The organism is Ferroplasma sp. Type II (assembly GCF_000496155.1).
Window position 1 is genome coordinate 4,183 of the sequence record NZ_KI542779.1, and the last position, 1,306, is coordinate 5,488.

2 protein-coding genes are annotated in these 1,306 nt (G+C 30.2%); both read right to left on the reverse strand.

Annotated elements, in window-relative coordinates; genetic code table 11:
* Window positions 1-58: 58 nt before the first annotated feature.
* Window positions 59-535 (reverse strand): PIN domain-containing protein, encoded by a 477-nt coding sequence (locus tag AMDU4_RS11100; protein ID WP_021788065.1) that lies wholly within the window; start codon window positions 533-535, stop codon window positions 59-61.
* Entirely contained in the window at window positions 528-1,058 is a 531-nt protein-coding gene (locus AMDU4_RS11105; RefSeq protein WP_290705152.1) for a hypothetical protein, read from the reverse strand. The genes AMDU4_RS11100 and AMDU4_RS11105 overlap by 8 nt, the downstream gene beginning before the upstream one ends.
* Window positions 1,059-1,306: the final 248 nt, after the last annotated feature.

Below are 1,306 nucleotides of genomic sequence, written 5' to 3' on the forward strand. Positions count from 1 at the left end.
AAAGATCGGAGCTTTCTTGCTCATATGATTGTAAAGTCACAAATAGGTATTCAATTTATCATAAAGTTTTCTCTAATGATAAAAATTTTTCTGGAGTACATGCGAACGCTATTTTATTATCAAAATTATTATTATATGCATCCATAAATGCCTTATCTTTTGTTAATATATACCTTGATTTGGTTATTTCTGCGATGACTGCAAGATATATATCATTTTCATTTATATTATATTTATCTCTTGGATCCCAAGCTATTGAAAGACGAGTTTTATTCACTTTATCCATAGAAATGTCATTCATATGATTTAGTAATTCCGTAAATCTTGCTTCAAAATATGGTTTTTTAACCTTACTCAGTTTTGGATCAGTACTTGCTATTCTTACTGTTTCTCCAGAAAATATATCACACCACGATGCATCTAACCTATCTGATATAAGTAGATCATATATTTTTCTAGATGCACTAACGTTCACCGATTTATGGCTATAAAGCATTGAAAGGATAACGTTTGTGTCTATAATAACTTTAAGCATTATTTTCCCTGCTTTCCCTTACAATCCGCACAAAATATTCGTCAGAAAGTTCATTTTCCCTCCAGAACTGATTGAAATATTGATCGATATTTTCTTTTTTTAAGGCCGATTTTTTAGTAAATTTAGGATATTTGTCATATATATATCCTATTAGGTCCTGAATATTCATGCGATTAAATTTCTCTTTTACCTGTATTATTTTTCTTTTTTCATCATTATCTGTAGAATTCCATAATTCCGAGACATATTTAAACCCATGAACTGTTAACATTATCCCTGAATTATCTGTTATGAGTCCCGCATTAATACCAGAATCAAGGTCCATGGACAACTTTTTTGAAAAAGGTCCGTAGTAAAGAGGGACAAAATCGTATTTCTCTGTTTTTTCATCAAACGGATATATTTTTTGTAGTAGAAAAATTTCTTTCTGTAAATGTGTTTTTGTCGGAACTGGCTCATTATCCTTCATGGATCTACCACGTGAAAAAATTAAGAGATATAAGATTTTATTCAAATTTTCCATTACCATATAATGCCCTGACCTATTTTAAATTTTAGCATTGATATTTTGATCTATTGGCGTGACTTTACATTCATTTTATTTTCCTTGATCACAGAGTGTTATTTTTCAATGTTATCCAAATATTATTGTGTGGGTGCACTTATCTTTAATCATGCTTTCCATTACGATGTTACAATATTACAGTATTCTTTCTCTTCGGGATGAATAGATTACGTCGCCTATATTACTGCCACAAACTTCCATATCTG

Bases quoted from the DNA above. Each gene is read 5' to 3' on its own strand.
- AMDU4_RS11105 (WP_290705152.1), bottom strand. From the start codon at position 1,058: ATGGAAAATTTGAATAAAATCTTATATCTCTTAATTTTTTCACGTGGT.
- AMDU4_RS11100 (WP_021788065.1), bottom strand. From the start codon at position 535: ATGCTTAAAGTTATTATAGACACAAACGTTATCCTTTCAATGCTTTAT.